Source organism: Streptomyces sp. NPDC059832 (assembly GCF_042731715.1).
Classification (GTDB): domain Bacteria; phylum Actinomycetota; class Actinomycetes; order Streptomycetales; family Streptomycetaceae; genus Streptomyces.
Genome location: NZ_JBHWIY010000022.1, coordinates 1 through 22,875, shown reverse-complemented (window position 1 = coordinate 22,875; position 22,875 = coordinate 1). Strand labels below are relative to the sequence as shown.

Annotated in this window: 19 protein-coding genes, 1 pseudogene and 1 riboswitch; of the genes and pseudogenes, 11 read left to right on the top strand and 9 right to left on the bottom strand. The window is 71.5% G+C overall.

What is annotated here, in order from left to right; genetic code table 11:
• Positions 1-536 precede the first annotated feature (536 nt).
• Both ACFV8T_RS30520 and ACFV8T_RS30515 read left to right on the top strand, forming a co-directional pair.
• Positions 537-4,625, top strand: a complete 4,089-nt coding sequence (locus ACFV8T_RS30520) for a Pls/PosA family non-ribosomal peptide synthetase (RefSeq protein WP_385333876.1) — start codon at positions 537-539, stop codon at positions 4,623-4,625.
• Between the two features lie 11 nt (positions 4,626-4,636).
• On the top strand, positions 4,637-5,320 hold the full coding sequence (locus ACFV8T_RS30515; RefSeq protein ID WP_385333873.1) for a BPL-N domain-containing protein: 684 nt from the start codon (positions 4,637-4,639) through the stop codon (positions 5,318-5,320).
• A gap of 125 nt (positions 5,321-5,445) precedes the next feature.
• Here the strand turns inward: ACFV8T_RS30515 and ACFV8T_RS30510 are convergent, their stop codons facing one another.
• Positions 5,446-5,643, bottom strand: a complete 198-nt coding sequence (locus ACFV8T_RS30510) for a hypothetical protein (protein ID WP_385333871.1) — start codon at positions 5,641-5,643, stop codon at positions 5,446-5,448.
• Between the two features lie 148 nt (positions 5,644-5,791).
• On the opposite strand from ACFV8T_RS30510, the gene ACFV8T_RS30505 reads away from it, so the two are divergent.
• Together ACFV8T_RS30505 and ACFV8T_RS30500 are read left to right on the top strand one after the other, a co-directional pair.
• Complete coding sequence (locus ACFV8T_RS30505) at positions 5,792-6,469, top strand: winged helix-turn-helix domain-containing protein (RefSeq protein WP_385333868.1); 678 nt, start codon at positions 5,792-5,794, stop codon at positions 6,467-6,469.
• Between the two features lie 3 nt (positions 6,470-6,472).
• Entirely contained in the window at positions 6,473-7,849 is a 1,377-nt protein-coding gene (locus ACFV8T_RS30500; RefSeq protein ID WP_385333865.1) for an ATP-binding protein, read from the top strand.
• Positions 7,850-7,960: 111 nt separating this feature from the next.
• On the opposite strand, the gene ACFV8T_RS30495 is transcribed toward ACFV8T_RS30500, so the two are convergent.
• The 4 genes from ACFV8T_RS30495 to ACFV8T_RS30480 are packed head-to-tail and all read right to left on the bottom strand — an operon-like array spanning position 7,961 to position 11,140.
• Positions 7,961-9,037 carry an ABC transporter ATP-binding protein gene (locus tag ACFV8T_RS30495; RefSeq protein WP_385333862.1) on the bottom strand — a complete coding sequence of 359 codons (1,077 nt, stop codon included), beginning with the start codon at positions 9,035-9,037 and terminating at the stop codon, positions 7,961-7,963.
• On the bottom strand, positions 9,034-9,894 hold the full coding sequence (gene modB / locus ACFV8T_RS30490) for a molybdate ABC transporter permease subunit (protein ID WP_385333859.1): 861 nt from the start codon (positions 9,892-9,894) through the stop codon (positions 9,034-9,036). The genes ACFV8T_RS30495 and modB overlap by 4 nt, the downstream gene beginning before the upstream one ends.
• Entirely contained in the window at positions 9,891-10,718 is an 828-nt protein-coding gene (modA, locus tag ACFV8T_RS30485; protein WP_385334147.1) for a molybdate ABC transporter substrate-binding protein, read from the bottom strand. Before modA ends, modB begins: the two co-directional genes overlap by 4 nt.
• Positions 10,718-11,140, bottom strand: a complete 423-nt coding sequence (locus ACFV8T_RS30480; protein ID WP_385333857.1) for a molybdopterin-binding protein — start codon at positions 11,138-11,140, stop codon at positions 10,718-10,720. Before ACFV8T_RS30480 ends, modA begins: the two co-directional genes overlap by 1 nt.
• 138 nt (positions 11,141-11,278) lie before the next feature.
• On the opposite strand from ACFV8T_RS30480, the gene ACFV8T_RS30475 reads away from it, so the two are divergent.
• The 4 genes from ACFV8T_RS30475 to ACFV8T_RS30460 all read left to right on the top strand — a co-directional run bounded on the left by ACFV8T_RS30475 (position 11,279) and on the right by ACFV8T_RS30460 (position 14,114).
• Positions 11,279-11,749: a molybdopterin-dependent oxidoreductase gene (locus ACFV8T_RS30475; RefSeq protein ID WP_385333854.1), complete on the top strand. Its 471-nt coding sequence runs from the start codon at positions 11,279-11,281 to the stop codon at positions 11,747-11,749.
• A 238-nt stretch (positions 11,750-11,987) separates the two neighbouring features.
• The gene (locus ACFV8T_RS30470) at positions 11,988-12,677 is read left to right on the top strand and encodes a M24 family metallopeptidase (RefSeq protein ID WP_385333852.1); all 690 of its coding nucleotides are present in this window, start codon (positions 11,988-11,990) and stop codon (positions 12,675-12,677) included.
• Between the two features lie 173 nt (positions 12,678-12,850).
• Positions 12,851-13,312 (top strand): hypothetical protein, encoded by a 462-nt coding sequence (locus ACFV8T_RS30465; RefSeq protein WP_385333850.1) that lies wholly within the window; start codon positions 12,851-12,853, stop codon positions 13,310-13,312.
• 142 nt (positions 13,313-13,454) lie between these two features.
• A complete protein-coding gene (locus tag ACFV8T_RS30460) occupies positions 13,455-14,114 on the top strand; it encodes a PucR family transcriptional regulator (RefSeq protein ID WP_385333847.1) in 660 nt (219 codons plus the stop codon).
• 46 nt (positions 14,115-14,160) lie between these two features.
• Here ACFV8T_RS30460 and ACFV8T_RS30455 read toward each other — a convergent pair whose 3' ends face one another.
• The gene (locus ACFV8T_RS30455; RefSeq protein WP_385333844.1) at positions 14,161-14,556 is read right to left on the bottom strand and encodes a molybdopterin-binding protein; all 396 of its coding nucleotides are present in this window, start codon (positions 14,554-14,556) and stop codon (positions 14,161-14,163) included.
• A 150-nt stretch (positions 14,557-14,706) separates the two neighbouring features.
• On the opposite strand from ACFV8T_RS30455, the gene ACFV8T_RS30450 reads away from it, so the two are divergent.
• A complete protein-coding gene (locus ACFV8T_RS30450) occupies positions 14,707-15,489 on the top strand; it encodes an HAD hydrolase family protein (RefSeq protein WP_385333841.1) in 783 nt (260 codons plus the stop codon).
• Between the two features lie 248 nt (positions 15,490-15,737).
• Here the strand turns inward: ACFV8T_RS30450 and ACFV8T_RS30445 are convergent, their stop codons facing one another.
• Entirely contained in the window at positions 15,738-16,724 is a 987-nt protein-coding gene (locus tag ACFV8T_RS30445) for a LacI family DNA-binding transcriptional regulator (RefSeq protein WP_385334146.1), read from the bottom strand.
• Between the two features lie 139 nt (positions 16,725-16,863).
• Between ACFV8T_RS30445 and ACFV8T_RS30440 the strand changes: the two are divergent.
• A pseudogene (locus ACFV8T_RS30440) lies at positions 16,864-17,373 on the top strand (RICIN domain-containing protein); the annotation flags it as partial.
• Between the two features lie 250 nt (positions 17,374-17,623).
• Here the strand turns inward: ACFV8T_RS30440 and metE are convergent.
• Positions 17,624-19,942, bottom strand: coding sequence for a 5-methyltetrahydropteroyltriglutamate--homocysteine S-methyltransferase (gene metE, locus ACFV8T_RS30435; RefSeq protein WP_385333838.1), 2,319 nt, complete (start codon positions 19,940-19,942; stop codon positions 17,624-17,626).
• 158 nt (positions 19,943-20,100) lie between these two features.
• Positions 20,101-20,318: riboswitch (cobalamin riboswitch) on the bottom strand.
• A gap of 301 nt (positions 20,319-20,619) precedes the next feature.
• Here metE and ACFV8T_RS30430 point away from each other — a divergent pair.
• Positions 20,620-21,039 carry a hypothetical protein gene (locus ACFV8T_RS30430; protein WP_385333835.1) on the top strand — a complete coding sequence of 140 codons (420 nt, stop codon included), beginning with the start codon at positions 20,620-20,622 and terminating at the stop codon, positions 21,037-21,039.
• 287 nt (positions 21,040-21,326) lie between these two features.
• On the opposite strand, the gene ACFV8T_RS30425 is transcribed toward ACFV8T_RS30430, so the two are convergent.
• On the bottom strand, positions 21,327-22,664 hold the full coding sequence (locus tag ACFV8T_RS30425) for an MFS transporter (protein WP_385333832.1): 1,338 nt from the start codon (positions 22,662-22,664) through the stop codon (positions 21,327-21,329).
• Between the last annotated feature and the right edge of the window lie 211 nt (positions 22,665-22,875).

The window sequence follows — 22,875 nt, the reverse complement described above, 5'->3', positions numbered from 1 at the left end:
GCGTGCCGACTGGGAGTAGCGCCCGCAGAGCCGGCACGGCCCGCGCCCCGCCAGGTCCACGGGGGCACCGAAGAGCGCCTCCAGGGCTCGCCGGTAATACGGGTTCTCCACCGCGTCGTCGACGGGCGGCAGCAGCAGGCTCCCCGCCTTCGCGGCAAGCGCCTCCCCGTCGTCGGGCTTCGCGCCGAGCCAGCGGCGGTGGGGCTCCGGGACCAGCCGCCGCGCGGCGGCCGTCACCCGGCTGGAGCGGCCGACCGGGATGATCCCGGCCGGCGCGACCGCGGCACGGAGGTTGTGCCGCTCCACCTCCTCGCGCGGCGTGCCCCAGGTCACGAGGCAGCGCAGACTGCGAAGCCCGGGGCGAAGTCCTTCGCCGGATCGCCCGGAGCCACCATGACAGGCGAGCCGAGACCGCTTCGAGGACCGGGCTGAACGTCGAGCCGAGAGCACTCGATGTCGAGCTCAGCTTCTTCTCAGCCGGTGTCGCCCAGGCTTGAGACGACCGAGCATCTTTCGCACCGGATGAGGGGGAGTTCATGGTCTCCCGCACCGCTGCGCTGCCCGACGTCCTGATCGGTGACTGGACCGAATCGAGGAGAACGGGCGACGCGGACAGACTGAACCAATTCTTCGAGGGCGCCTGCGACCGCACACCGGCAGCCATCGCGCTCGAATGCGGTGCACACCGGTTGACCTACGCCGACCTCGACGTCCGGGCCAATCGAGTCGGCCATTACCTGCGTCGGATCGGAATCGGTCCGGGCAGGCTCGCGGCCCTGCTGCTGCCGCAGTCCGTGGAGACGTACGTGTGCGTGCTGGGTGTCTGCAAGGCGGGGGCGGCGTTCGTTCCGATCGACCCCGCGGCGCCGCCCGACCGGGTTGCCTTCATCCTGCGTGATGTGGGCGCCGACGTGGTGCTGACCACGTCCGCTCTCGCCTCCGACGCCGTCCGGGCGGGGCCGCACAAGGAGTGCCCGGTGGTCGAGGTCGACGCGCGCGCCGGGGAATTCGATCTGCTGCCGTCCTCGCGCCCGTCCATCGAGGACCGGCGCGCGGAGGACCCGCTGGCGTACGTCATCTACACGTCCGGGTCCAGCGGCAGGCCCAAGGGCGTGGAGATCGCCCAGTCGAGCATCTGCAACTTCCTGCGGGTCGTTTCCCCGGTCTACGGTGTCCGGCCGCGGGACCGGGTGTACCAGGGCATGGCGATCTCGTTCGACTTCTCCATCGAGGAGATCTGGCCGACCTGGGCGGCCGGAGCGACGCTCGTCGCCGGACCGGCCGGCCCCGGACGCCTCGGTGCCGAGCTCGCCGATTTCCTCCAGGAACACGGGGTGACCGTCCTGTACTGCGTACCGACGCTGCTGGCGACGATCCCGCGCGACCTCCCGCGGATCCGCAGCGTCGTCGTGGGCGGTGAGGCATGTCCCGCCGCACTCGTCGAACGATGGAGCAGGCCGGGACGGCGCATGCTCAACACGTACGGACCGACCGAAGCAACCGTGACGGCCACGTGGCAGGAGCTCCTTCCGGGCCGGCCTGTCACCATCGGCCGGCCCCTGCCGACGTACACGGTCGTGCTCCTCGACGAGCGGCGCCGCCCCGTCCCGCAGGGCGCCGTCGGCGAGATCTGCCTGGGTGGCCCCGGCCTCGCCCGTGGCTATGTGGGACGACCGGACCTGACCGCCGACCGCTTCGTCGAACACCCTCTGGCGCCCGGGAACGGCCCTCTCTACCGCACCGGGGACCTCGGCAGGATGACCGCCGACGGGGAGATCGAGTACCTCGGCCGGGCCGACGCGGAGGTGAAGATCCGCGGGTATCGCGTGTCACTGGAGGAGATCGACAGCGTACTGATGGAGGACCCCGGTGTCGCCCAGGCGGCCACCGCCCTCATGGCCGCGGGCGACGGCGACCGTGTCCTCGCCGCCTACGTCGTGCGCACCGAGGACCGCGAAGGCTCCGAGGGCGATCTCACCGCCCGGCTGCACGAGCGCCTGCGCCGTGCACTGCCCGCCTACATGGTGCCGTCGACCCTGGACTTCCTCAGCCGGCTGCCGGTCATGCCCAGTGGCAAGGCCGACCGCAGACGACTGCCGCCACCGGCCGGCCGCCGGCTTGCCGGTACCGGCCGCGTGGTGTCGGTCCGCGGGGACCTGGAGACGAGAGTGCGCGACGCCTGGGCGCAGGCGCTCGGCATGGCCCCCGGGGAGCTGTCGGCGGAGGCCGACTTCTTCACGGACCTCGGCGGACATTCCCTGCTCGCCGCCCGTGCCGTGTCGTTGCTGCGCGACCAGGACGGCACGGCAGGACCCACCCTGCGGGACCTGTACGAGCACCCCACCGTGCGGGCGCTCGCGGCACGCCTGAGCTACCTGGCGGCCCGCCCCGCCCCGACGGCGCGGCCCCGCCCCGCCCCGCTACAGCACGGCCGTGGGCGGATCGCGCGTGCCGGGCTGGCCCAGCTGGCGGCGATGTACGGCCTGCTCCTGCTGCTCACGGGGCCGGTGGCTCTCTCCTACTCGGTCCATCACGGCCAGGATTCGGGCTGGGGAGCGGTGTGGTCCACCCTCACCGTGCTGGCCGGCTATCTCGCCGTGCGCTGGCTCGTTCCCGTCGCTCTCGCCCGGCCGTTGGCGGCGGGCATCAGGCCCGGCCGGTACCCGCTGTGGGGAGCGACCTATCTGCGGCTGTGGGTGCTGGACGTGCTGGTGCACGGTATCAGTCCCCTGCGGGTCCTCAGCGGGTCGCCCATGATGGGCCGCTACCTGCGGCTCCTGGGGGCACGCATCGGCCCTGACACCACCATCGCCACCAGCCTGGTCGGCCTGCCCACGCTGCTGCGCATCGACCGTGACGCCGCGATCGGCTACGGCGCCGTACTGCGTCCCTGGCAGGTCGCCGACGGCTGGGTCACGATCGCCCCGATCACCATCGGCGAGCGGGCCTTCGTAGGTGCCAACGCGGTCTGTGAACCCGGCGCGTCCCTGGGACCCGGATCCGCGCTCGGCGAGCAGTCCGTGGCGGGCCCGGACGATCCGGTACCCGCCGGGGCGCGCAGCGCCGGATCGCCCGCACGTCCTGTCACCTCGCTGTCGCCCTCTGTCGAGGCGATGCTGGGAACCCGCGGCGAGACGGACCGCTGGCAGCCGAGGCAGCTGCTCGCCGTCCTGCTCGGTCTGGTCCTGCTGGAGGCAGTCGCGGTCGCCATGGTCCTGCCGAGTGTCTCCCTGCTCTGGTGGGCCTGGCAGCACGGCGGCCCGATCACCGGACTGGCCGCCGCCGTGCTGTCCGGCCCGGTCTTCGTGATCACGGTGTGCCTGACCGTCGCGGTCGGCAAGCGCATGGTCCTGCCGAGGACACCCCCGGGAACCCACCCGGCGCGTTCGGCACTCGGCGTACGCAAGTGGATCGCGGACAAGCTGCTGGAACACAGCCTCATGTTCACCAACTCGCTGTACGCCACGCTCTACACGGCCCCGTGGCTGCGGCTGCTCGGCGCCCGCATCGGCCGCCGCGCCGAGGTGTCCACCGTGTCGCACATCGACCCGGACCTGCTCACCCTCGGCGACGGCAGCTTCGTCGCCGACATGGCCGGCATCGGCGTCGCCACCTTCGCGGCCGACCGCATGACCTTCGAGCCGACCGCGGTCGGCGAACGTTCCTTCGTCGGCAACTCGGCGCTCGTTCCCGCGGGAACACGGCTCGGTCCGGGCTGCCTGATCGGTGTGGGCACGGTCCCGCCCACGGACCGTGTGCCTGCCGACAGCACCTGGCTGGGCTCGCCCGCCCTGCGGCTTCCCGTACGCCAGGACAGCGGGACGTATCCCGAGAGGCTGACGTTCTCGCCTTCCCGCACGGCCGTGCTCGGCCGTCTGGCCATCGAGTTCCTCCGGACCACCATGCCCGCCTCGGTACTGGCCGTCAGCGGCTGCCTGTACCTGCTGGCCCTGGCCGACACCGCACACCGCACAGGGCCGCTCGTGCCCCTGCTGGTGTCCCCGCTGCTCGCCATGGGCGCCGCGCTGGCGGTCATCGCGTACTGCGTGCTGGCCAAGTGGGTGGTCGCCGGAAAGTACCGGCCGCGCGTCGAGCCCCTGTGGAGCCTGTTCGTGCGCCGTACGGAGTTCGTGACCGGACTGTTCGAGGCGGCCGCGGTCCCGATCGGTGTGGGCCTTCTGGTGGGGACACCGCTCCTGCCGCCGGTGCTGCGCCGGTTCGGCGCCCGCATCGGACGGCGCACCTGGATCGGTACCACGTTCCTCACCGAGTTCGACCTGGTGGAGGTGGGCGACGACGCCGAGATCGGTATGCACGTCTCGCTGCAGAGCCATTTGTTCGAGGACCGCGTGATGAAGATGTCGACGGTGACCGTCGGCCCCGGGGCGAGCATCGGCCCGCGGACGGTCGTGCTCTACGACACGGTGGTGGGCGCCGACGTCCGGCTCGGAGCGCTGTCGCTGGTCATGAAGGGCGAGCGGCTGACTTCGGGTACGAACTGGCAGGGGCTCCCGGCCGAAGGAACCGCCGTGGCATCCGCCGGTCCTGTGTTTGCCGGTCCTGCGCCCGTCGGCCCTGTGTCTGCCGCTCCTGCGTCCGTCGGTCCGGCCCGGTCCACGCACTGAGGGAGACCGCCATGACACACACCGAGGCGTTCGCCGGGCACCGCCGCCTGGCCCTCGTCTACCGAGGGCCGGCCTCACAGCCCGGCTGCCCCGAGGCGGTCGCGGGGCTCCTCGCCGCGGCTCGATGGAATCTGGACGTCCGATTCACCGGGCCCGACGAGGCACTTCCGCTGACGGCCCGGACCCTGTCCCACGCCGCGCTGTACGCCCAGCCCGGTGGCGGCACGCTCTCGTCCGCCTACCGGAGACTACGAAGGCAGCGCCGGGCAGTACGTGACTTCGTCCACCGAGGAGGGAGCTATCTGGGCTTCTGCCTCGGCGGCTACCTCGCCGGAGCCACCCCGGGCTTCGGTCTGCTGCCCGGTGACACCGACCAGTACATCTCCTCCCCGGGCGCCACGGTCCACGACGAGCGCGACACGGTGATCCAGGTGACATGGCGCGGCCGTCCGCGCACCGTGTTCTTCCAGGACGGCCCCCTCTTCGTCCTCGACGAGAACGCCGACGCGAGGATCCTCGCCACCTACGACAACGGTGCCGCCGCCGCCCTCGTGACCCGGTTCGGCCAGGGCCGCGTGGCGGTCACCGGACCGCACCCCGAGGCCACCGCGGACTGGTACACCGACCACGGCCTGCCGATTCAGCACACCCAGGACCTGGCCGAGGAACTGGTGGAAGCCGTGATGCGGGAGTGACCCGGGAACCCGCGCCCCGCGCGTGCTCGAAGTCCGATGTCGCCGAGAAGCGCACTCGGCCTTTGGCCCGAGGCACGGGCCTGCCAAGTGCGCTTCTCGATATCGGTAGTTGCTCACTCCGCCATTCAGCCGAGTGGCTGATCGGTGACACGCGAGGCACGAGCCAGACGCTCACGTTCCCCGGTGCCGGGCTCACGTCGTCCTTCGGGCCGCCTGTTGTCCCGCCGCTCGTCGGATTCCCGCCGGTCGCCGCTGTCGTCGTACCGCCTGCGCTCAGGGGCGTCCTCGTCCCTGCCCCGGCGTCCTTCCCTGAGGTCGCTCATCGTTCCTCTCCTCGACTGACCATTTCCGATTGACGACTCCAGCCTGTGGCCGCGGCACTGAGAAGAGACTGAGAACCGGCTCGCCTCTCAGCGTCCTTTCAGGAAACAGCAACTTCGGCCCGGGGCTATGGTGGACGGAGAGGTCACCATGCGGATGCTGATCACCGAGGACGAGCCCGCGCTCGCCGATGCCATCGCCGACGGACTGGCTGCAGAGGGGTTCGTCGCCGACATCGCGTACGACGGGGCGGACGGACTGTGGCGGGCCCTGCACGAGCCCTACGACGTCATCGTGCTGGACATCATGTTGCCCGAACTGTCCGGATACGAAGTGCTGAAACGGCTGAGGGCAGCCAGGATCTGGACGCCGGTGCTGATGCTCACGGCGAAGGACGGCGAGTACGACGAGGCGGACGCCCTCGACCTCGGCGCCGACGACTATCTGAGCAAGCCGTTCTCCTACGTGGTGCTCGTCGCCCACCTGAGAGCCCTGCTGCGCCGTGGCGCACCCGCCCGGCCCGCCGTGCTCACCGCCGACGACCTCACCGTGGACCCCGCCTGCCACCGCTGCTGCCGCGGGGAACGGGACATCAACCTGACAGCAAGGGAATTCGCTCTCCTGGAATACCTGCTCAGGCACGCCGACGAGGTGATCAGCAAGACCGACATCCTCACCCACGTCTGGGACGAGAACTTCGACGGCGACACCAACATCGTCGAGGTGTACGTCGGCTATCTCAGGCGCAAGATCGACGCCCCGTTCGGCCGCCGGACCATCGAAACCGTCCGCGGTGCCGGATACCGACTCCACAGCACTGCGAGATGACCGATGGCCGCCGACGTCCGCTCCTGGTGGGCCCGCCGGTCGCTGCGACTGAGGCTGACCGCCGCCGCGGCCCTGGTCATGGCAGCCGGACTGGCCGGAGCGGCCCTGCTGCTCGTCGTCTGGTTGCACGCCAGTCTGATCAACGGCCTCGATCAGACCGTGCTGCAACGTGCCCAAGTCGTGGCCGCTGACGTGGACAACAACCAGATCGGCGCAGAAGTGCCGGCCACCTCCCACGCGGAAGCCGCCGTGCAGATCGTCGACAGAAAGGGAGACGTACTCTCCAGCTCGGCCAACCTGCGCGGTCTGCCACGGCTGTTCACCTTCCCGGCAAGCCGGTCCGGGACCCCGCACGCCCACGCCGTCCACGACATCCCCGAGCACGAGAAAGGAACCTGGCGGGCCGTCGGCGTACCCGCAGGCACGCCCCACAACCCCGTGACCGTGTACGTGGCCGTGCCCACCGAGAGTGTCGACCACGGATTGGCGCAACTCTCCGCAGGCCTGGCCACCGGCGTACCGGCAGTCGTCGCCCTGCTCACCGGAATTGTCTGGCTGCTCACCGGACGCGCGCTGCGACCCGTGGACGCCATGCGCGCCCAGACGGCCGAGATCACCGGGTCCGATCTGAGCCGCCGTCTCGACGTGCCACCCGCCAACGACGCGCTGGGCCGACTGGCCACGACCTTCAACGACCTGCTCGGCCGCCTGGACGCCGCGACCCGGCGACAACGGAGGTTCATCGCGGACGCCGCCCATGAACTGCGCAGCCCCCTCAGTACCCTGCGCACCCGCCTCGAAGTCGCCGACCACCACCCGGAATCCGCCAACTGGCAGACCCTCGCGCCCGACCTGCTCCGGGAGACCGAACGGCTCAACCGTCTCGTCGACGACCTCCTCCGGATCGCACGACTCGACGCCCGGCCCCGGCTGCGGACCCGGCCCGTGGACCTGGACGAGATCGTCTTCGCCGAGGTGCGCGAGGCCCGCAGCCGCACCCGCCTCGTCATCGACCAGCACGCCGTCGGCGCCGCACGCCTGACAGGCGACGAGGACGCCCTCGCCCGCGTCGTACGCAACCTCCTCGACAACGCGCTGCGCTACGCCGCGACCCGCGTCGACATCAGCCTCCATACGCTGCACAACACCGCACACCTGGTCGTCGCCGACGACGGCCCCGGCATTCCCGAGGCCGACCGTGAGCGCGTCTTCGGCCGATTCACCCGCCTGGACGATGCCCGTGCGCGGGGCACCGGCGGCAGCGGGCTCGGCCTCGCCATCGTCCGCGACATCGTCACGGCCCACCACGGCAGTATCCACATCGAGGACAACCATCCCGGTACACGGCTGGTCGTCCAACTGCCGACAGGCGAACCGTAGTCGCCACGCCGGGACGGACCCGGCAGGAGTCCGCGGGGCATGCGGGTCATCGGGCCGCTCGTCGCGGGACGGACGACCGATGACGGCCGTACCGCTGCACCCCGCGCGTCCTCAGACGGGGTACGCGTGGGTCTGCGTCGCCTTCACCGTCGCCCAGACCTCCGCCCCCGGGTGCAGGTCGAGTTCGGCGGCGGCGACCGTGGTGAGATCGGCGGCGAGGGGGAGGTCGCCGGTGAGGGCGGCGCGGATCTGGTCGCCGTGGGTCTCCAGACCGGCGACCTCGCAGCGCCAGACGTTGCGGGCGCTGGAGCCGGTGGGACGGCTGCCGTGGAGGGTGACGGCGCTCGGGGGGAACGCCACGAAGACCGGTCCGGACAGGAGCTCCGCGACGGTGATGGCGGGGCCGGTGTCGAGGCGGACCGTATGACCGTCCGCGTGACCCCGGTGGAGGTTGAGGCCGACGAGCTGCGCGATGTAGTCGGTACGCGGATGGCGGGCGATGTCGGACGGGCTGCCCTTCTGGACGACTTCGCCGTGCTCGACGACGACCAGGCGGTCGGCGAGGACCATGGCGTCGAGCGGATCGTGCGTGACGAGTACGGCGACCGCTTCGAACTCGGCCAGATGGCGCCGGAGTTGGGTACGGACCTCCAGGCGGGTGCGGGCGTCGAGGGCGGCGAGGGGCTCGTCGAGGAGGAGCAGGCGCGGGCGGGTGGCGAGGGCGCGGGCGAGGGCGACGCGCTGCGCCTGGCCGCCGGAGAGCCGCCGGGGCCTGGCGCCGGTGTGCTCCGCGAGACCCAGGCGGTCGAGCCACTCGGCGGCCTGTGCACGTGCCTGGGCCTTGGTCGCCCCCTGACAGCGCGGCCCGAACGCCACGTTGTCCAGGGCGGTCAGGTGGGGGAAGAGCAGGTAGTCCTGGAAGACGACGCCGACGGGGCGGGACTCCGGCGGCGTACGCTCCAGCGTCGCGCCGTCCAGCCGCAGATGACCGCCGGTGAGCGGTGTCAGGCCGGCGAGGGCGCGCAGGGCCGTGGTCTTGCCGGCGCCGTTCGGGCCGAGCAGGGCGACCACCTCGCCCGGCGCGACGGTCAGCGCCACGTCGAGGCGGAAGGCGCCGCGGTCCACCACGAGGCGGGCGTCGAGCCCGTCCGGGGCGGTGTCGGTGCGGTCGTCGTGGGTCTCGGTCATCCGGCGGTCATCCAACGGTCACGCAGCCCGGCCAGCACCGCGATGGACACGGCCAGCAGCACCAGGCTGAGGGCGATGGCCGCCTCCGGATCGCTCTGCAGGGCGAGGTAGACAGCGAGGGGCATGGTCTGGGTGCGGCCGGGGAAGTTGCCGGCGAAGGTGATGGTCGCGCCGAACTCGCCGAGCGCGCGGGCCCACGCCAGGACCGCGCCGGCCGCGATGCCCGGCGCGATCAGCGGGAGCGTGACCCGGCGGAACGCGGTGAAGCGGGACGCGCCCAGGGTGGTGGCCGCCTCCTCGTAGCGCGGGTCGGCGGCCCGCAGGGTGCCCTCGACACTGATGACGAGGAACGGCATCGCCACGAACGCCTCCGCGACCACGACCCCCGCCGTGGTGAACGGCAAGGTGACGCCGAACCAGGAGTCCAGCCACTTACCGACGATGCCGTTGCGGCCGAGCGCCGTCAGCAGCGCCACACCGCCCACGACCGGCGGCAGGACGAGCGGGAGCGTGACGAGAGCGCGGACGAGGCCGCGCCCGGGGAACTCGACCCGGGCCAGCAGCCAGGCCAGCGGCACCCCGATGACCAGGCTCACCGCGGTGGCGGCGGTGGCGCAGATCAGGGACAGCTGGAGCGCCTGCCATACCTCGGCACTGGTCAGCTGCTCGGGCATGCTGCGCCACGGGGCCCGTACCAGCAGGGCGACCAGGGGCACGACCAGGAATGCCAGGCCGATCAGCGCGGGCACGAGCAGCGGCAGCGGTACGCCGCGGACACCACCCGCCCGGACACGCCGACGCCGCGGCCCACCCCGGGGGGTGCCGGTCGCGGCGTCGGACTTCGCGGTCGAGGTCACGGCTTCAGGAACCCGGCCCCGGTCAGGACCTTCTGGCCCTCGGCGGACTGCACCAGCGCGATGAACGCCTTGGAGGCATCGGCGTTGGGGGCGTCCTTGAGCAGCGCGATCGGGTAGTCGTTGACGGCCTTGGCCGACTCGGGGAACTCCACGCCCTCCACCTTGTCACCGGCCGCCTTCACATCGGACTTGTACACGACCGCCGCGTCGGCCTCCTTCAGCTCGACCTTGGTCAGGGCGCTCTTGACGTCCTGCTCGTACGACACCGGAGTGAGCTTGAGTCCGCTGGCGTCGAGGGCCTTCCGGGCGGCGGCGCCGCACGGCACCTCCTTGTCGCAGAGCACGACCTTCAGGCTCGACCCGGTGAGGTCCTTGAGGGAGGAGATCTTGTCGGGGTTGCCCGGCAGAGTGGCGATCTCCAACTGGTTGCGAACGAAGGTGGCGGGCGTGCCGGAGGCGTCGCCCGCGTCGGTGACGATCTTCATCGTCTTGGGACTGGCCGCGGCGAAGACATCGGCCGGCGCACCGCCGGTGATGCTCGCGGCGAGAGAGTCGCTGCCGCCGAAGCTGAAGGTCACCTTCGTACCCGGGTGCTGCTTCTCGAACTCCTTGCCCAGGGCCGTGAAGCTCTCCTTCAGCGAGGCCGCGGCGAACACGGTCACCGTGCCGGACAGCTTGTCCGACGAGGAGGCCGGGGTGGAGGAGTCCGACTTGACCGACGAGGAGTCGCCGGACGAGGAGCAGGCGCTCAGGGCCAGCAGCGCGGCGGCGCCTGCACCTGCCATCTGCAGGGTCCGGCGGGTCCTGCGCGCAGTACGGGTTATCACGGTTCCACTCCCTCTGGTCCTGACGGACGTATCCACGGTCTGTCGACGACCACGTCGGTCGACTTGATCACGGCAATCGCCGGAACACCGGGCTCCAGCTTCAGTTCCTCAGCCGACTCGCGGCTGACCATCGCCACCACCCGGAACGGCCCGGCCTGGATCTCCACCTGCGCCGAGACGTCCCCGAGGATCGCGTCGGTGGCGATGCCGGAGAGGCGGTTGCGGGCCGAGGATCCGGTGGAATCCCGCTCCGTACGCCGCGACTGCCGGGCGTAGGCCGCGAGGGCCGGCCCGGGGGTGATCCGGCGGCCGGTCCCGTCGCGTTCGGCGGTGATTTTCCCGCCGTCGACCAGACGCCTCACGGTGTCGGCGCTGACGCCGAGCAAGGCGGCAGCGTCCCCGATCCGGTAGGTGTGCATGCGCTGATGATACTGCCGCAGATGCGAGGGAAAAGTCTTCTGTGGCTTTGCATGAGCCGGATCATGGATCTGTCCGGATAGCATGTGCGTTTGTACAGGGTGGCTGTCCGGGTAGGGGAATCCGGGAGGTGGTAGCCCGTGAGTCAGTCCCCCGCAGCGGCGGACCCGGTGGCGGAATTCGCCCTCGCCGGCGATCTGACCCGTCCGGTCCGCCTGACGGTGCCCGACCTGCTCGTCTGGCCGCAGCACGAGGCCGATGTCAGTTTCGAGTGCGCCACCAGCGGTATCCAGCACCACCGCTTCACCGGGCCGCTCCTGCACGACGTCCTGTCGGCGGCCGGTCCCGTCTTCGACCCCGCGCGCCGCAAGGACCGCCTGCGTTTCCTGATCGCGGTGTCCGGCGCGGACGGCCACCACGCCCTGCTGTCCTGGGCGGAGATCGACCCCGATTTCGGCCGCGCGCCCGTACTGCTCGCCGCCACGATCGACGGCGCTGCGCTCGACCGCGCCGGCGCTCAGCTCGTCCTGCCCCAGGACCGCTGCGGGGCCCGGCACATCAGCGGCATCAACGCGATTCGGGTGGACGGCGGCTACGCCTCCTGGGCGTGACACCGGGCCGTACCCGTACGGAAAGGACGGAGGGCGAGCTGTGAGCCGGGCGGGACCGAGGGCGTCCTGACCGTCCGGCGTGTGCCGCGCGGCCGACACCGGTGACGGCGGACGGCGTGGCCCGCCCCGGCGATGCCCGGCAGATCCGCGGATCGCCGCTCCCGGCGGAGGGCCGGCGGAAGCCACCCGCACAGGAATCGCGTTGCCGGAGGTGAGCGGCATGGCTACGGTCGGTTCCATGGCGGATGACGAACCCACGCGCTCGGCACGACTGTTGGACGCCCAGGCGAAGGCAGCGCGGCTCTTCGCGGAGATCGAGGAGCGCGGGCTGGTCGCGCCCGGCGAGGGGGAACGGGCGGTCAGCGACCGGATCCGGGACCTCGCGAACGAGCTGTTCGGCACGACCCGGCACTGGCACAAGCGCATCGTGCGCTCCGGGCCGAACACGCTGATGCCGTACCGGGAGAATCCGCCGGACCGGCCGATCGGCGCGGACGACATCGTGTTCGCCGACTTCGGGCCGATCTTCGAGGAGTACGAGGCCGACTTCGGGCGGACCTTCGTCCTCGGCAACGACCCCGTCAAGCACCGGCTCCACGACGACCTGCCGAAGGTCTTCGCGGCGGGCCGGCGCTTCTTCGAGGCCGACCCGGAGATCACGGGCGCGCGGCTGTACGCCGAGATCGAACGGCTGGCGGCGCAGGCCGGTTGGGAGCTGGGCTGCTGGCACGCCGGGCACCTGGTCGGGGAGTTCCCGCACGAGCGGATCGACGGCGCGGACATGGAGTCGTACATCACCCCCGCCAACGACACCCCGATGCGGCGCACCGACAAGGCCGGGCGCCGCTGCCACTGGATCCTGGAGATCCATCTCGTCGACCGGGAGCGGGAGTTCGGGGGCTTCTACGAGGAGCTGCTCACGCTCTGATCCGACAACGCCAGCCACACCCGGTCGCGGGTGAGGGGGAGCCGGGTGAACCGGATGCCCGTCGCGTCCCTGGCGGTGCACGGTGGGGGTGCCGTTGCCGAACTCCGCCGTACCGACGCCCAGTTCGAAGCTCCCGTCGGGCATGCGCCCGACACGGCATTCCGCTGGCCGCCGTGCCGGCCGACGTGATGTTCCGGGCTGCCACCGACACCGTCTACCTCCAGCAGTGGGGCGAGTTGAGTTGCCACCACGCACTGCCGGAGAGAGCGCGGGCGCGGCTGAGTCGCCTGGGCGCCCAGGACGCCGGTCCGGACGCGAGCGTTGCCGCGGCCTTCGCTCATCTCGACCGGGCGGTCGTCGCCCATGTCCTCACCCCGGCCGGCCGTACGGTCGCAGCCACGGAGGGCGGGAGCGCGCTCCCCGCCGCAGAGGCCGCGTCGCTGTTGGCCGGCGGCCCCGGCACCGGCACCACGATCCCCGTCGACGCGGGCACCGCCTCTCCGTACGTACGCTGGCACCTGTGTACCTGCCCGACCCCGGCGCCGTGCCGCCCCGCATGCTGCACGAGGTCGCCGCGATCCTGGGCCGCTGCCAGGAGACACGGAGCCGACGCAGGGCCGCCGATCACCGGGTGACGGGCGAACTGGGCGCGCTGCTCGCCGCCCCCGGGGCGGGCCTGCGGGCTTCCGGCCGAGGGGCCGCACCGGGTGATCACCGCCGACACCTGCCCACGGCGGACGGGGCTGGAGGAAGAGGCACTGGCGGAGGTGGTGGCTCATGCGGGGGCCGGGCCGGCCGCGGTCGGACGCCTTCCGGACGGCACCGCGTTCGCGGTCGTCCACGGCGCCGTCGCCGCGAGCGAGGTGTGGCCGCCGGTCGCCGCCTGCGAACCCGTCCGTCCCCCTGCACGGCGGGAGCGGACGCCCCGCCGCCGGACCGCAGGACCTGGCCGGAGCGCCGGCACAGGCCCGCTACGCCCTGACCTCCGCCAGGATCACCGCCCCGGACGCCGCGCTCCTCAGCGACGCCACGTCCTTCACCAGCCTCGACGCGCTCCTCACCGGTGTGCCGCCCGAGGTCCGCACCGTCTACTGCCGTGCCGTCCTCGGCCCCCTGACCGACGCCATGAGCCCCTCCGCGGCGCCCTTCCTGGAAACCCCGAGGACCTTCCTCGCCTGCGACGGATCATGGGCGCGTACGGCGGAGGCCCTGCACCTGCATGTCGACACCGTCCACTACCGCATCCGGCGCATCGAACACTTCACCGGCCGCGACCTGTCCGGTCTCACCGACCGCCTCGACCTGTGGGCCGCCCTGCTCTGCCACGAGGAACCGGCGGGCGATCGGGCCCTACCGGCACTCGTCGAGCACGCTCGTCGACTTCGCACGGGCGGTGACCCCGACGACGACCGGGGGCGCGGGTGTTCGGAGCGGTGACGATGCCGGTGAACGCGTTACGCACGGGGAGGCCGGCGCTTCTCGGTCAGACACGGTCGATGTGCACGTTCGTCGACTTCACCCGGGCCGTGGCCTCCATCCCGACCTCCAGCCCCAACTCCTCCACGGCCTCCCGCGTCAGTAGCGACACCAGCCGGTGCGGACCGGCCTGGATCTCCACCTGGGCGGCGACGTCACCGAGCTTCACCGCGGTGACGATCCCGGGGAAGGCATTGCGGACCGAGGTGTACGAAGCGTCCTCCTCGCCGCCACCGCCCTTGGCCAGCTCCACGGAGAAGGCGGCAAGATCCTTCCCCTCGATGAGCCGCCGTCCGCCCTCGTCCCGATGGGTGGCCACCCGGCCTGCGTCGGCCCAGCGCCGCGCGGTGTCGGGGCTCACGCCAAGGAGCCGGGCGGCCTGGCCGATTGTGTAGAACTGCATACGCGCCAAGATAGGCCCATCCGCGGATGCCCTGCCCACCGCACTGGTCCGGTCAGGTCGGAAGCTTTCCGGGCGGGCGGCGGTATCCGGCATCAGGTGCGGTCACCACCGCCGGCTCGTCGCCGTTGGCCGGCCGGATATCATCCGTTGATGATCAAACTTCGCGCCCGCACACTGGTTTTCGACATCGACGGCACGCTCTGCTTCGACGGACGGACGATCGATGATCGGATTCTCGCGGCGATCGGCGAGTGCGAGCGCGTCGGCCATCGCGTGGTGTTCGCTTCCGCCCGGCCTGTCCGGGACCTGCTGCCCGTCCTGGACGGAGCCTTCGCGTCCGCCGGACTGATCGGCGGGAACGGGAGTCTCGTCTCGGTCGACAGAGAGGTTCGGGCTCGGGCCGCATTCGATCCCGCCGGACTCGGCGCGCTGCTGGAAGCGGTCGGGAAGTACGAGGCGACGTACCTCGCCGACGGCCCCTGGGACTATGCCTACACCGGACCTGCGGACCATCCGATCCGGGGCCGTGTCGATCAGGGCAACCTCGCGAGAATGGTGGACATCGCCGAGCTTCCCGAGGTCGTGAAGTTCCTCGTCGTCGGTGCGTCGGACATGGCGGCACTCGCCGAGGTCGGCCGTGGGCTGGGGATGACGGTCAATCACCACCTCGACGAGGCCATCATCGACTTCGCGCCGGGTTCGACGACGAAGTGGGAAGCCCTTCGGTGGATGGGGGTCGGCGAGTACGTCGCATTCGGCAACGACATCAATGACGTCGATCTGCTGCGGAACGCGGAGCGGGCAGTGCGCGTCGGCTCGCACCCGGGTCTGGACGAGGTCGCCCACGTCACCGTCGTGGCCGACCCGGAGGCGGTCGCGGCCGAGATCTCACTGCTGGCCGAGGCGGCCCAGGACATTGTCCGGGCGGTGTGATCGCGGGCGTCACACGTGCCTGACGGCCTCGGCCCGTCCTCGCGATGAGTCCATCCCGTGCCGGCAAGGTACGGAGCCGTGGTCGGGCGCCCGAAGGTCCGTCCCGCGGGCCGTCGCCTTCGGATCCGCCCCGGCATCGCACCCCGCGACCCGGCGCGGCCGACGCACTGACGAGGCGCGGGCCGCCCGGCCGGATCCTGCCTCTCGGGCCGGAGCCCTCTCCGTGCTCCCCGGCCGCCGGCGCATCGTCAGCCGGGTCCGGGCGCCGTGCTGTCGCGCACCACGAGCCGCGTGGGCACCAGCGTCGTTCCCCGCTCCGCCTCGCCCTGCCGCACCTGGCGCAGGGCGCTCTCCACGCAGCGGCGGCCGACCTCGGCGAAGTCCTGGTGGACCGTGGTCAGCGGGGGAAGGAACGAGCCCGACTCCGGGATGTCGTCGAAGCCGATGACCGACACGTCCTGGGGGACCTTGCGGCCGCGTTCGTGGAGGGCGCGCAGCAGGCCGAGTGCCATCTGGTCGTTGGCGGCGAACACCGCGGTGCAGTCGGCCAGTTCGGCCAGGCGGAGGCCCGCGCGGTAGCCCGACTCCGCCGACCAGTCGCCGCGGACGAGGGGTGGCGGCACGCGCCCCGCTTCCTCAAGCGTCCTGCGCCAGGCGTCCGTCCGGCGTTGCGCCGCGAACGACGCCTCCGGTCCGGCGAGGTGCCACACCGTGCGGTGCCCGAGGCCGAGCAGGTGCTGCACGGCGTCCCGCGTGCCGCCCGCCTGGTCCGTGTCGACGACCGCGTACCGGTCCCCGGCGTCCGAGTCCGCGACCACGATCTTCACGTGCGGCGGCAGCGACAGGCTCGCCGAGTCGAGCAGATGGACCTCCATGATGACGATGACCGCGTCCACCGCCAGCTCGCCCAACCGGGAGAAGGCGCCGCGCACTTCGTCCTGGGTGGGAACCGCGACCGGCAGCAGCGTGACCGAGTACCCCTCCTGTGCGGCCGATGTCGCGATGGCCTCCAGCGTGCGCACATTGCCCGTCGTGGACAGCGTGAAGGTGATCACGCCTATCGTGCGGAACTCGCCCCGCTTGAGCGCGCGGGCCGCGCTGTTGGGCCGGTAGCCGAGCTCCTTCATCGCCGCGAGCACCCGTTGCCGCGTCTCCTCGTTGACGCCGGGGAAGCCGTTGGAGACGCGGGACACCGTCTGCGAGGAGACGCCCGCGACCCGGGCGACGTCCGCCATCGACGCGTTCTGCGTACGGCGTCGGCCACCGGCCCCGCCACCCGCCGCGGTGCTGTCCGCTGCTCCCACCGGCCCCGCCACCCGCCGCGGTGCTGTCCGCTGCTCCCACCGTCCCCCTCACCGGCCGCCCCGTTCGTTTACGTTCACGGTGCCCGCGCAGTCGGTGACCTCGTTCGTCGTCGACGGGGTGTCCGGTGCCGCGAAGGACGCGGCGACCCTGCGCAAGGGCCACGCCTACGAGCTGACGGGGGTGCAGAGCGGCAAGGACCTGACCGTCGCCGACAACGGCAGCGGGCTCGTTGTCAAGGCCGGCGCCTCTACCGCGGACCGGCAGTGGCAGCTCCGGCAGATCAGCGGAGAGGGGGCGGACAACCGCAAGCAGTACGTGTTCACCAGCGCGGCGAGCGGCAAGCGCCTTGCCGTACGCGACGGTGTACCGCTCGTCGAACCCGACACGGGCCGGCGCGACGCGGCCACCCGGTGGATCATGTCGTCGACCGGTGACCACACCTGGACGCTCGTCAACGCCAAGACCGGCAGACTCCTGGAAGTCGGCGGCCAGGCCACGAACGACGGCGCCGCCGTCACCACCTGGCTGCCCAACTCCGGGGCGAACCAACGGTGGAAGGTCGCCGATGTGACTCCGTAGACGTACGACGTGCCGGGCCCCACGGCGACTGCTGTGGGCGACCCGGGCTCGAAGCGGTTGCCGGGCCGAAGTCATGGAAGACCGCCGGTCCTGGGCCCTGTCGTCGAACTGCCGTCGTCGCCCGGACGGCGGCGGTACGGCAGACGGCGGCTTTGACGACAGGACCTGGCTTCGCCTCTGCTGCCGCGCACCGTGTGTCGTACCGGGGCCGGGGCGCTCGTGGGCGCCCCGGCCCGTCGGGCGCCTGCCGTCAGGACGCGGGCAGCTCCCCGCGTACCGTGCGGGCCGCGGCGACCAGGTTCTCCAGGGACGACTTGGTCTCGGGCCAGCCGCGTGTCTTCAGACCGCAGTCGGGGTTGACCCACAACCGTTCGGCGGGAATGGCCTTGAGCCCCTTGCGGAGCAGGGCGGCGGCCTCGTCCGCATCGGGCACGCGCGGGGAGTGGATGTCGTAGACACCGGGTCCGGCCTCGCGCGGGTAGCCGTGCGCGGCGAGTTCGCGGGCGACCTGCATGTGGGAGCGGGCGGCCTCCAGGCTGATGACGTCGGCGTCGAGGTTGTCGATGGCCTGGACGATGTCGCCGAACTCGGCGTAGCACATGTGGGTGTGGATCTGGGTGTCCGGACGCACGCCGCTGGTGGTGAGACGGAACGACTCGGTGGCCCACTCCAGGTAAGCGGCGTGGTCCGCCGCGCGCAGGGGGAGGGTCTCGCGCAGGGCGGGTTCGTCGACCTGGATGACCGAGGTGCCACTGGCTTCCAGGTCGTCGACCTCGTCGCGCAGGGCGAGGGCGACCTGCCGGGCGGTGTCGCCGAGCGGTTGGTCGTCGCGGACGAAGGACCAGGCCAGCATGGTGACCGGCCCGGTCAGCATGCCCTTGACCGGACGGTCGGTGAGCGACTGGGCGTACGAGGTCCAGCGCACCGTCATCGGTTCGGGGCGGGAGATGTCACCCGCGAGCACCGGCGGCCGGACGTAGCGGGTGCCGTAGGACTGGACCCAGCCGTGCTGCGTGGCGAGGTAGCCGGTGAGCTGTTCGGCGAAGTACTGGACCATGTCGTTGCGTTCGGGTTCGCCGTGCACCAGGACGTCGATGCCGGCCTTTTCCTGGAAGGCGACGACCTCGCCGATCTCGGCCCTGATCCGCTCCTCGTAACCGGCCGTGTCGATCCGGCCCGCGCGCAGGTTGGCGCGGGCCGTGCGCAGTTCGTCGGTCTGCGGGAAGGAGCCGATGGTGGTCGTGGGCAGCAACGGCAGTCCGAGGTGGGCCCGTTGGGCGGCGGCGCGCTCGGTGTACGGCTGGGAGCGACGGCCGTCGAGGTCGGTGACGGCCGCGGTCCTGGCGCGTACGGCGGGGTCGCGGGTGAGGGGGGAGTGCGCGCGTGAGGCGAGGTCGGCCCGGTTGGCGGCGATCTCCGTGGCGATGGCGCCGGTGCCCCTGGCCAGCCCCTTGGCCAGAGTGACGATCTCGGTGGTCTTCTGCCGGGCGAAGGCGAGCCAGCGAAGGACCTGGGGGTCGATGTCCCGTTCGGGTGCTGTGTCGAGGGGGACGTGCAGCAGGGAGCAGGAGGCGGCCACGTCGACCCGGTCGGCGAGGCCGAGAAGTGTGGCGAGGGTGGCCAGCGACTTCTCGTAGTCGTTGATCCAGATGTTGCGGCCGTCGACCACGCCCGCGACGAGCCGTTTGCCGGGCAGCCCGCCGGCGGTGGCGAGGTCCGCGAGGTTGGCGGCGGCGGCGTCGGTGAAGTCCAGTGCCAGTCCGTCCACCGGGGCCTTCGCCAGTACGGGGAGCGCCTCGCCGAGCCGGCCGAAGTACGAGGCCACGAGCAGCTTGGGCCGGTCGGTCAGGCCGCCGAGTTCACGGTACGTGCGGGCAGCGGCGTTCAACTCGGCCGGCGTCCGGTCCTGGACCAGTGCGGGCTCGTCGAGCTGGACCCACTCCGCGCCGGTGGCGCGCAGATCGCCGAGTACCTCCGCGTAGACCGGCAGCAGACGGTCCAGCAGGGTGAGCGGTTCGAAGTCGGCCGCCACCCCGGGGGCGGGCTTGGCGAGCAGCAGGTACGTGACGGGGCCGACGAGCACCGGCCGGGCGGTGTGTCCGAGCGCGAGGGCTTCCTTCAGCTCGGCGACCTGCTTGGTGGAGTCGGTGGTGAAGACGGTGTCCGGGCCGAGTTCGGGGACGAGGTAGTGGTAGTTGGTGTCGAACCACTTGGTCATCTCCAGCGGCGCCACGTCCTGGGTGCCGCGGGCCATCGCGAAGTAGCCGTCGAGCGCGTCGGATTCGACGGCCTCACGGTGCCGGCGGGGGACTGCGCCGATCATGACGCTGGTGTCCAGGACGTGGTCGTAGTAGGAGAAGTCGCCGGTGGGCACCTCGTGGACACCGGCGTCCGCCAGTTGCCGCCAGTTGGACCGGCGCAGGCCGGCCGCCGTTTCCCGGAGGGCGTCGGCGGTGACCCGGCCCTTCCAGTAACCCTCGATGGCCTTCTTCAGTTCCCGGTCCGGACCCTGGCGGGGGTAGCCGTACACGGTGGCGTGTGCTGCCGCGGCTGCGGGCTGTGCTGTCACGGAAATCTCCTTCGCGAGATGACTCCTTGAGATCCCGGGACGGGACACGGACGCGAAGGGATGACGAACCGGACGGATGCGCACGCCATGGGTGCGGTCTTCCGTCCGGTATGTACGCCGACCCGCCCACGAGGTCACCGGGATATCCGCACACGAGGGGTCGCGTGCGGGCAACGGGCAGGTCTTCGGACTCGCGGGCACATCTGCCGAGGGCAGACACCTACTGGCCGTCGCTTCCCGGATCCGTCCGGATCCAGTGCGTATGACGGCGGTCGTTCCCGCTCACCGCTGCGGGGCAGTCCCGGATTCCCACCGGGTTCCCTCTTACGACGCGCCTGCCTGGCGGGCAGGGCGAACCAGCTGCACCGGCCAGACTAGAGGGCGGATCGCTCCCGGGGCACCGCAGTTCACATTCCGGAACGTGACATGAGCCACGGGATCGGTCCGGCCGGGCAGGCTGAAGGGGCGCGCGACGGACCACCGGCCGCCACACGACCCTCCGGCGTCGCACCTTCCCCGAGCGGCGTGACACCGCCGCCTCGGTGATCCTCGACCCGATGGCTGGTTCTCGGCCGCGCCGCGCCCCTGGGCGTGCTTCCGAAGCGCTCGTCCGCTCTCTACCGTGGGAGGAGCAACTTCACACGCGCGCAGCGCGACGGCGACACAACGGGGGCATCGTGGAAGCGGAGTTGGCGGCGCTGGCGGAGACGGGGGCGACGACCTTGATGGGGCTCATGGTCTCGGACGCCTGGACACAGACGCGGGCGCGAGTGGCACGTTTCCTCGCTCGGGGCGAGGAAACCGGTGGTGTGGACGAAGAACTCGAAGCGTCCCGGGCGGAACTCATCTCGGCCCGTGACGGTGAGGCGCCGGATGTCGCGGAGGACATCGAGGACGAGTGGCGGCTCAGACTGCGTCGAGCGCTGCGGGCGGACCCGGCGGCAGCACAGGAACTGCGACTCCTGCTGGATGAACTCGCCCCCGCAGCGGCGGGTGTGCCGACCGTGACAGTTCACAACAGCGTCAGCGAGGGCGCCCGGACCGGCCCGGTCATCCAGGGGCAGCAGCAGAATTTCTCCGACACGACTTTCAACTGACGGGCGCACGTGCGCCCGAGAGGGATCGCAGACAGCGTGAACGGCGCGGGATGCGGGACCGGCGCCGAGCACACGTACATCGGCAACGATGTCGGTCCAGGGCGCGCGTCGTCCGGGAGTCGCCGTGGCAGGTCCCGGTCCGTCCGGCTCGGGCCGTGGGGCGCGGCCGATGTCTCCGGGGGCAAGGTGGTCAGGTTGGAACCGGACCTGCTCCGGGGCGCGGGCGCCCGCGGGACCGCCCCGGCCGATGGGGAGGTCCCGGGCCGGCCCGCGCCCCGGAGCGCGCTTCAGGACTTGGGGGAGAAGCGCAGCCGCGTGGCCGCCACTGCGCCGAGGGCCAGCAGGACGATGGACACCCACAGGCCGGACAGATGGTTGCCGGTGGCGTCCTCGGCGTAGCCCATGATGTACGGGCCGACGAAGCCGCCGGTGATGCCGATGGTGTTGAGCAGGGCCAGGCCGCCGGCGAGGGTCTTGCCCGAGAGCCGGGTGGCGGGGAAGTTGAACAGCAGGGGCTGGACGACGAAGAACGCCAGGCCGGTGAAGCAGAAGCCGAGCAGGGCGATCACGGGACCGGCGACGGCGGCGACGATGAGGCCGGTGAACATCATCAGCAGTCCGACCACCACGAAGTTGCGGGAGCGCCGGGGTGTCGTCGCGCGCGGCGGCACCAGTACGGCACCGACGGCCGCGGTGAGCCAGGGCAGTCCGGTCAGCAGGCCGATGGTGAACGGCGAGAGATCGCCCCAGCCGCCGATGATGCCGGGCAGGAAGTAGACGACGGAGTACAGGGCGACCTGGTGGGTCCAGTTGGCGAAGATGGCCAGCAGCATCTGTTTGTCGCGCAGCACCGTCAGCAGGGAGCCGGATCCGGAGCCGTTGCCGGCCGCCTCGGCGCCCTCGGCCTGTTCGCGGGTGACCGCGTCCTGGACCAGCCGGGCCTCCTCCGCCGTCAGCCAGGGCGCCTTGGCCGGGCCGTCGGGCAGGAACCGGAAGATGGCGAATGCCAGGAAGAGGCAGGGGACCCCCTCGATGACGAACATCCACTGCCAGCCGTGCCAGCCGCCGAGCCCGTCCATCTCCATGAGCAGTCCGCCGAGCGGGTTCCCGACGACGCTGGCGATGGAGGCGCCGAGCAGGAGCAGTCCGATGGCCCTGCCGCGGATCTCGGAGCGGAACCAGTAGGTGAAGTAGAGCAGGATGCCCGGCAGCAGCCCGGCCTCGGCGGCGCCGAGCAGCAGCCGCATGGCGTAGAAGGACTTCTCACCCTGTACGAAGGCCATGCAGGCGGAGATGACGCCCCAGGTCAGCATGATCCGGGTGATCCACCAACGGGCGCCCACGCGGTACATGATCAGGTTGCTGGGCACCTCGGAGATCGCGTAGGTGAGGAAGAACAGCCCCGCGCCCAGCCCGTAGGCCGCGGCGGAGATGCCCAGGTCGACCTCCAGGCGTTCCTTGGCCAGGCCGATGTTGGTCCGGTCCAGGAACGACATGATGTAGGCGGCCAGCAGCAGCGGCATCAGCCGCCGCAGATTGCGCTGGTCCAGCTCGCCGAGCGCATCGCGCGGGGTTTCTTTTGGTCTGGCGGCACTGGGCGTGCGGGAACCGCGGATCAAAGACATCGGTGTCCTCTTGGAGTGCTCTGGCAGCCGTCGGGCGCGGACTGCGGCCTAGGGGGTGTTTGAGAAGTAGCGTCGTCCGCCCGGAGGGCGGGTCTCGCGGGGTCTGGCGTGTGATCGCAAGGCGCCGGGGTGCCCTCGTAGCGGAGCTACCAGGGCATTTCGGCAACGCGGCGAGCGTGCGTGTCAGACCCCGCGAGACAGACGGGACTTC

Bases quoted from the DNA above. Each gene is read 5' to 3' on its own strand.
- ACFV8T_RS30520 (WP_385333876.1), top strand. From the start codon at position 537: ATGGTCTCCCGCACCGCTGCGCTGCCCGACGTCCTGATCGGTGACTGG.
- ACFV8T_RS30515 (WP_385333873.1), top strand. From the start codon at position 4,637: ATGACACACACCGAGGCGTTCGCCGGGCACCGCCGCCTGGCCCTCGTC.
- ACFV8T_RS30510 (WP_385333871.1), bottom strand. From the start codon at position 5,643: ATGAGCGACCTCAGGGAAGGACGCCGGGGCAGGGACGAGGACGCCCCT.
- ACFV8T_RS30505 (WP_385333868.1), top strand. From the start codon at position 5,792: ATGCGGATGCTGATCACCGAGGACGAGCCCGCGCTCGCCGATGCCATC.
- ACFV8T_RS30500 (WP_385333865.1), top strand. From the start codon at position 6,473: ATGGCCGCCGACGTCCGCTCCTGGTGGGCCCGCCGGTCGCTGCGACTG.
- ACFV8T_RS30495 (WP_385333862.1), bottom strand. From the start codon at position 9,037: ATGACCGAGACCCACGACGACCGCACCGACACCGCCCCGGACGGGCTC.
- ACFV8T_RS30480 (WP_385333857.1), bottom strand. From the start codon at position 11,140: ATGCACACCTACCGGATCGGGGACGCTGCCGCCTTGCTCGGCGTCAGC.
- ACFV8T_RS30470 (WP_385333852.1), top strand. From the start codon at position 11,988: ATGGCGGATGACGAACCCACGCGCTCGGCACGACTGTTGGACGCCCAG.
- ACFV8T_RS30460 (WP_385333847.1), top strand. From the start codon at position 13,455: ATGCGGGGGCCGGGCCGGCCGCGGTCGGACGCCTTCCGGACGGCACCG.
- ACFV8T_RS30455 (WP_385333844.1), bottom strand. From the start codon at position 14,556: ATGCAGTTCTACACAATCGGCCAGGCCGCCCGGCTCCTTGGCGTGAGC.
- ACFV8T_RS30450 (WP_385333841.1), top strand. From the start codon at position 14,707: ATGATCAAACTTCGCGCCCGCACACTGGTTTTCGACATCGACGGCACG.
- ACFV8T_RS30445 (WP_385334146.1), bottom strand. From the start codon at position 16,724: ATGGCGGACGTCGCCCGGGTCGCGGGCGTCTCCTCGCAGACGGTGTCC.
- ACFV8T_RS30425 (WP_385333832.1), bottom strand. From the start codon at position 22,664: ATGTCTTTGATCCGCGGTTCCCGCACGCCCAGTGCCGCCAGACCAAAA.